Genomic DNA, 6,037 nt, shown 5'->3' on the forward strand with positions numbered 1-6,037 from the left:
GATCGGCGGCAGGTGCGCCGGGGCGGTTCGCCTCAGCGGGTGCGGGCCGAGGAGTGCGGCCTTACAGTGGCCGCGAGGGTCGTACCGAGCTCAGAGGAGACGCACGATGGGCACATCATTCTGGCGACGCACGACGATCGATCCCCCGGTGGCGGAGTTCCCCGAGGGTGAACACGTCGACATCGTGGTGGTGGGGGCGGGTTTCACCGGCCTGATCACCGCCCTGATCGCGGCCGCACGGGGCAGCTCCGTGGTGGTGCTGGAGGCCCACACCGTGGGCGCCGGCGCCAGCGGTTCGACCACGGCCAAGGTCTCGGTCCTGCAGGGGACCCGGTTGTCGACCATCCGCTCGCACCACGGTCTCGAGACCGCCCGCGCCTACGCGGAGGCCAACCAGTACGGCCTGGACTGGTGGGCGGAGTTCTGCGGGTCCCACGGGGTGGACGTGCAGCGACCCCGGGCGGTCACCTTCTCGCGCAGCCTCAAGGGGACCAGCACCCTGCGCTCGGAGAAGCGCACACTCGACGCTCTCGGGCTGCCCGCCCGGTGGTACGACCGGATCGACGTGCCGTTCCCCGCCCGGGCCGCCGTGGAACTGCCCGATCAGATGCAGCTCGACCCCGTCGAGGCGCTCGCGGCTCTGGTCCGCGCGACGACGGCGCTCGGTGTCCGGATCGTCGAGCACTCCCGTGTCACCGGACTGGACGTGCGGGGGCAGGACGGGGACGCCCACGTGGAGGTGCGCAGTGACGGCGGCACCTGCTCGGCGCGGGACGTCGTCCTGGCCACCGCGTCCCCGGCCCTGGACCGTGGCACCACCGCGGCGACGATGGAGGCCGAGCGGTCCTACCTGTGCGCGTTCGAGTACCCCGGCGGGCTGCCGGAGGGGATGTACGGCTCGGTCGAGAGCCCGGTCCGCTCCCTTCGGACCGTGCCCGTGGGGGACCGCGAGGTCCTGCTGGTGGGCGGAAACGGCCACCGCACCGGAACGGCCGCGGGCACCGACTCCAAGATCGACTCACTGCGCGAGTACGCCGCCAAGCACTTCCCCGGGGCCGAGTTCACCCACGGCTGGTCCGCGCAGGACTTCCACCCGGTCACGCTGGTGCCCAAGTCCGGCCCCATGCCGTGGGGGAAGGGTCGGGTGCACTTCGCCGGCGGGTACAGCAAGTGGGGACTGACGGGCGCGCCGGCGGCGGCGGGCATCATGGTGGACCGGCTCAGCGGGCGTGAGCCCCGGGTCTCCTTCGGCAAGCCCTCGGTCACGGGCGTCCTGCGTACCGCGGTCTCGCTGTACGCGGACCTCCCGGTGCAGCTCGCGGCCACCGCCGCTCAGGCGACGGTGCGTCGGCCCCGGCCGACCCTCCGGCCGATCGGCGAGGCGACCGGGGACGACGGCCGGACCTGCAGGGTCGGGCTCCTGTGCCCGCACATGGGCGCCGCGCTGAGTTGGAACGAGGCGGAGCGGTCGTGGGACTGCCCGTGGCACGGGTCGCGGTTCTCTGCGTGTGGCGAACTCCTCGAGGGTCCGGCGACCCGGGACCTCAAGCGCTACGACGAGGTCTGACCCGGCCCCCGATTGGACGGTCGTCCAATTTTCCGGGGGCTCCCACGACCACCCGGGACAGAGGAACGCCCCGGCCCGACCCGTGACGGGTCGAGCCGGGGCGCGGCCGGGTTACCGGCCCTGTCGTGCCTGTCAGGCCGGGGGCATCATGACCCCGTCGATGGCGTGGATGACGCCGTTGGTGGCGGGCACGTCGGTCTGGATGACGGTGATGCGGTTGCCCGCTCCGTCCACCAGCATGACGGTCTCGCCCTCCACCTCGATGGTGAACTCGCCGCCCTGGAGGGTCTCGACGGTCTCGCCGTCCATTCCCATGACGTCCTCGGCCATGACGTCGCCCTCGATCACGTGGAACTGCAGGATCTGGGCCAGGTCACCGGTCGGATCGGCGAGGAGCTCGTCGAGCTGGCCGTCAGGCAGCGCCGCGAAGGCCTCGTCGGTCGGAGCGAACACCGTGAAGGGGCCGGGACCCTCGAGGGTCTCCACCAGGCCCGCGGCCTCGAGCGCCTGCGTGAGGGTGGTGAAGTTCCCCGCGGCCATCGCGGTCTCGACGATGTTGCCGGTGGCCGCCGGCTCCTCCGTCATCTCCTCCTCGGTCGTCTCCTCGGTGGTCATCTCCGTGGTCATGGTGGTCTCTTCAGTGGTGGTGGCGTCGTCGGCCGTGTCGTCCGTGCCGCACGCCCCCATGAACACTGCGAGTCCGATAGCTCCCGTTACTGCGATCGTCCGCTTCATGAGCAACCTTTCGTCTTGGGTCGGGGGTAACCCCAGTGTGACGGGACTGATGCGACAGATGTAACCGGTGAGACACAATCGTTGTACTGCCGTTAACCTCGGCGACGCATCCCCGATCCCACGGGAGAGACTCGTCGGGGCGCGCGACCGGAGGGCGCCGTGACACCCTGAGGTCGTGAAGACCCCGGTACCTGACTACCTACTCGAGATCCGCGACCTGTGCTCGACGGGCGCGGACGGGCACCTCGCCGATTACATCCCCGAACTCGCGGCCGTCGACCCGGACCGGTTCGCCGTGGCTGCCTGCACGATGGACGGCGTCGTCTACACCGCCGGCGACGCGGACGCCGAGTTCACCATCCAGTCGATGAGCAAACCGTTCGCCTACGCGCTGGCACTGCGCGACCGCGGGATCGAGGCGGTCCTGGAGAAGGTGGCCGTGGAGCCGTCCGGGGACGCGTTCAACCAGATCTCCCTGGAGAGGATCAGCGGCAGGCCCCGGAATCCCATGATCAACATCGGAGCCATCACCACCCACACCCTGGTCGGGCCGGTCGGCGCCACCGAGGACGAGCGTGACGAGGCACTGGCCGCCGGGCTGTCCTCGTTCGCCGGTCGGCGCCTGGAGGTGGACGCGGCCGTCATGAACTCCGAGCTGCGCACCGCGTTCCGGAACCGGGCGATGGCCAACCTGGTCCGGGCCAGCGGGATCATCGAGGACGACCCCGACGAGGCCGTGCGCGGCTACACCCGCCAGTGCGCCTACCGGGTGACCGTCCGCGACCTGGCGGTGATGGCCGTGACCCTGGCGACCGGCGGGATCAACCCCGTCACCCGCGAGCGCGTCGTCTCCGCGCCGGTGGCACGGCAGGTGCTGGCGGTCATGGCCACCTGCGGGATGTACGACGCGGCCGGCGACTGGATGTCCACCGTCGGGATCCCCGCCAAGAGCGGGGTGTCCGGCGGGATCTTCGGTGCCCTGCCCGGCCAGGTGGGCCTCGGTGTCTTCTCCCCGCGGCTCGACGACCACGGACACAGCGTCGAGGGGGTCCGGACGTTCGAGCGGCTCTCGCGCGACCTGGAACTCCACCTGATGAACACCACGGTGACCGAGGTCGAGGCCGTCCGTTCGGTGCGGTTCGACGAGATCACCGGCAGGCGCACGTTCCGCCTCCAGGGGCCGATGACGTTCGCGAGCGCCGAACAGGTGTTGCGTCGGCTGGCCGAGATCCCACCTGGTGACGGCGAGGTGACCCTCGACCTGAGCCGCGTCTCCTCGGTCAACGCGAGCGCGCGTCGCATGTTGCTCGAGTCCATGCGGCGGCTGTCGCTGGACGGGCACCCGGTGGGGCTCGCGGATCCCGGCCGCCGTCTCCCCGACCCGGACCTCGGCGACGGGTCCCGACCGGTCACCCGGCGGGCGGCCCGCTGACGCCTCGTCGGCCGGGGTTCACGCGCCGACGCCTGCGTCGGACAGCGCGATGCGCACGGTGTCCGGGGCTGTCCTCATGGAGTACTCGAACGCTGCCACCCGGCGGGTGCTGCTCATGAAGTGGGCACCCAGCCCCGCGAGATCGACGGCCGTCGGAAGGATCGGGACCACCGTGGTGCCCCGCGCGCGGACGACCGCGATCTCGGCGGCCAGTTGCGCGGACATCGGTCGTCGGATCAGGCGGTGTTCGAGCCGGCCGCCGGGTCCGGGCACACGGACGCCGGGAGCCGACGCCATGGGAGCGATCACGTAGATGAGGTCCGCGTCCTCGGGCGAGAGCAGATCCACGGAGGCGGTCGACCCCATTCCGCCGTCGACGAAGATGCGGTCGCCGATGGGGACCGGGGTCATCCACCCGGGGGTCGACCAGGACGCGCGCAGCGCCTCGCCGACGGTCGCGATCGGCGAACCCGGTGCGCCGAACACGACCCGCTCACCGGCGCGGATGTCGTAGGCGACCATCCGGGCGGCAGGGTGGGGCAACCAGGAGCCCACCTCGAACCCCTCGGCCAACCGCTGCAGCCATCCCATGTCGCCTCGACCGCTGGGGGCGATCCCGGCGTAGGCGGCCAGGCCGGAGTGCGTGCGCAGCAGTCCGGGATTGAGCAGGGGTGGCCGGGGCAGCGGCGGCCTGCCGGGCGGGGTGGACGCGATGTGCTCGCGGAGCCTGGGGTCCCGGGCCCGTCCGCGCTGCATGTCCACCAACTCGTCGACCCCGACGCCGCCGCCCACCATGGTCACCAACTCGGCCCCCGCCGAGGTGCCCAGCAGAACGTCGGCGTCGCGGGGATCGAATCCGGTCTGCTCGGCGAGGGCGTGCATGGCCGCGATCGTCCAGGCGCCCCCGATGGTGCCACCGCATCCGAGGACGAGGGCGATTCGGGTCATTCGAGGCCTCCTGAGGTGGCAGGGCACCGGGATCGGTGGGTGCGGTGGTGAGGGACCTCAGTCCCGGGGGTCGAGCACGAAGACGGGGATCGTCCGCTCGGTTTTCTCCTGGTAGTCGCGGTAGTCGGGGTACACCGCGACCGCCCGATCCCACCACAGGTCGCGTTCCGCACCGGTCACCTCGCGGGCGACGAAGTCACCGACCCGGTCCTTGTCCCGCACCTCAACGTGCGGGTGGGCCTTGATGTTCCAGTACCAGACCGGATGGGTGGGTGCGCCGCCCAGGGAGGCGACGGCGGCGTAGGAACCGTCGTGCTCGACCCGCATCAGGGGAGTCTTGCGCAGCTTCCCCGACTTCTTGCCCACGGTGGTCACGATGACCACCGGCATGCCCGACAGCTCGGAGCCCGACGCCCCGTTGCTCTTCTCGTACTGCTCGACCTGGTCCCGCACCCACGTGCTGGGGCTGGGCTCGTACTCGCCGGACAACGGCATGATGGCCTCTCTCGTCAGTGCGATCCCGCTCGGTGGGTCGTCACCGAGGCGACATTACGCCCGACCCGGCGAGGGGCTCGGTGAACCTCCGGAGCGCCGCGATCACCGCGAGGTAGCGGGCGGACTGCACCGCGTCGAACCCGTGCTGCGCGCCGGGGAGTTCGGCGTAGACCACGGGGTTCGACGACCCGCCCCGCAGGTGCCGCACCAGCCTGCGCGAACCCTTGACCGGGGTGTACATGTCGTCGGTACCGTGGATGATCGCGATCGGGGGCGCGCCCTCCGCCGGGTGGCGGACCGGGTCGGAGAGGTCCTTGGTCGCCGCGCCCAGACGGCCGTAGTAGCCGTAGAGCCCGATCGCACCCGCCAGGGAGGTGTCCAGGTCCTCGAAGCCGGATTGGAATCTCGGGTCGCCGGCGGTCAGAGCGGTCATCATGGCGATGTGCGCGCCGGCCGAGCTGCCCGCCACAACGATCGGGGCGTCCGCCGGGATACCGTGCGCGGGGCCCTCCGTGCGGATCCAGCGGATCAGCCTCTTGACGTCCACGAGATGCTGCGGGAAGCCCGCCTCCGGCGTGGACGAGAGGTGGTAGGTGGTGCTGATCGCGGCCCAGCCGCGGAGCGCGTGGTCGAAGAGCATCGCCCGCGACTCCCGGCTCGGCCCGCCCGCGCGGAAGTGCCCGCCGTGAATGTGGATCAACACCCCGCGCGCGCTCTCGGTCCCTCTCCCGGTGTAGAGGTCGAACCGGGTCGCGCGGGCGTCAGGTCCGTAGGCGAGGTGGGTGCGGGCCTCGACGCCGCGCGGCCGGAGGGGCCACGGCTGGAGGAGCACCGTCCGCCACGGCGTGCGGCGTCGGGCT

Annotated in this window: 6 protein-coding genes; 2 read left to right on the forward strand and 4 right to left on the reverse strand. The window is 71.5% G+C overall.

Translation table 11 applies throughout. The features are described 5' to 3' along the window. Positions 1-106 precede the first annotated feature (106 nt). A complete protein-coding gene (locus tag G6018_RS12875) occupies positions 107-1,567 on the forward strand; it encodes an FAD-dependent oxidoreductase (RefSeq protein WP_182639806.1) in 1,461 nt (486 codons plus the stop codon). Between the two features lie 132 nt (positions 1,568-1,699). Here G6018_RS12875 and G6018_RS12880 read toward each other — a convergent pair whose 3' ends face one another. Then, on the reverse strand, positions 1,700-2,302 hold the full coding sequence (locus G6018_RS12880; protein ID WP_182639807.1) for a fasciclin domain-containing protein: 603 nt from the start codon (positions 2,300-2,302) through the stop codon (positions 1,700-1,702). A 175-nt stretch (positions 2,303-2,477) separates the two neighbouring features. On the opposite strand from G6018_RS12880, the gene G6018_RS12885 reads away from it, so the two are divergent. Continuing rightward, positions 2,478-3,734, forward strand: coding sequence for a glutaminase (locus G6018_RS12885; protein ID WP_182639808.1), 1,257 nt, complete (start codon positions 2,478-2,480; stop codon positions 3,732-3,734). Between the two features lie 18 nt (positions 3,735-3,752). Here G6018_RS12885 and G6018_RS12890 read toward each other — a convergent pair whose 3' ends face one another. The 3 genes from G6018_RS12890 to G6018_RS12900 all read right to left on the reverse strand — a co-directional run. Next, a complete protein-coding gene (locus G6018_RS12890; protein ID WP_182639809.1) occupies positions 3,753-4,682 on the reverse strand; it encodes a patatin-like phospholipase family protein in 930 nt (309 codons plus the stop codon). Between the two features lie 57 nt (positions 4,683-4,739). Continuing rightward, entirely contained in the window at positions 4,740-5,177 is a 438-nt protein-coding gene (locus G6018_RS12895) for a nitroreductase family deazaflavin-dependent oxidoreductase (protein ID WP_182639810.1), read from the reverse strand. A gap of 40 nt (positions 5,178-5,217) precedes the next feature. Then, positions 5,218-6,037, reverse strand: an 820-nt coding sequence (locus G6018_RS12900) for an alpha/beta hydrolase (protein WP_182639811.1), incomplete at its 5' end; no start/stop codon positions are given.

It is taken from the genome of Dietzia sp. DQ11-44 (genome assembly GCF_014145205.1).
GTDB lineage: Bacteria > Actinomycetota > Actinomycetes > Mycobacteriales > Mycobacteriaceae > Dietzia > Dietzia natronolimnaea.

Coding starts and splice junctions, on each gene's coding strand:
- G6018_RS12875 (WP_182639806.1), top strand. CDS start 107: ATGGGCACATCATTCTGGCGACGCACGACGATCGATCCCCCGGTGGCG.
- G6018_RS12880 (WP_182639807.1), bottom strand. CDS start 2,302: ATGAAGCGGACGATCGCAGTAACGGGAGCTATCGGACTCGCAGTGTTC.
- G6018_RS12890 (WP_182639809.1), bottom strand. CDS start 4,682: ATGACCCGAATCGCCCTCGTCCTCGGATGCGGTGGCACCATCGGGGGC.
- G6018_RS12895 (WP_182639810.1), bottom strand. CDS start 5,177: ATGCCGTTGTCCGGCGAGTACGAGCCCAGCCCCAGCACGTGGGTGCGG.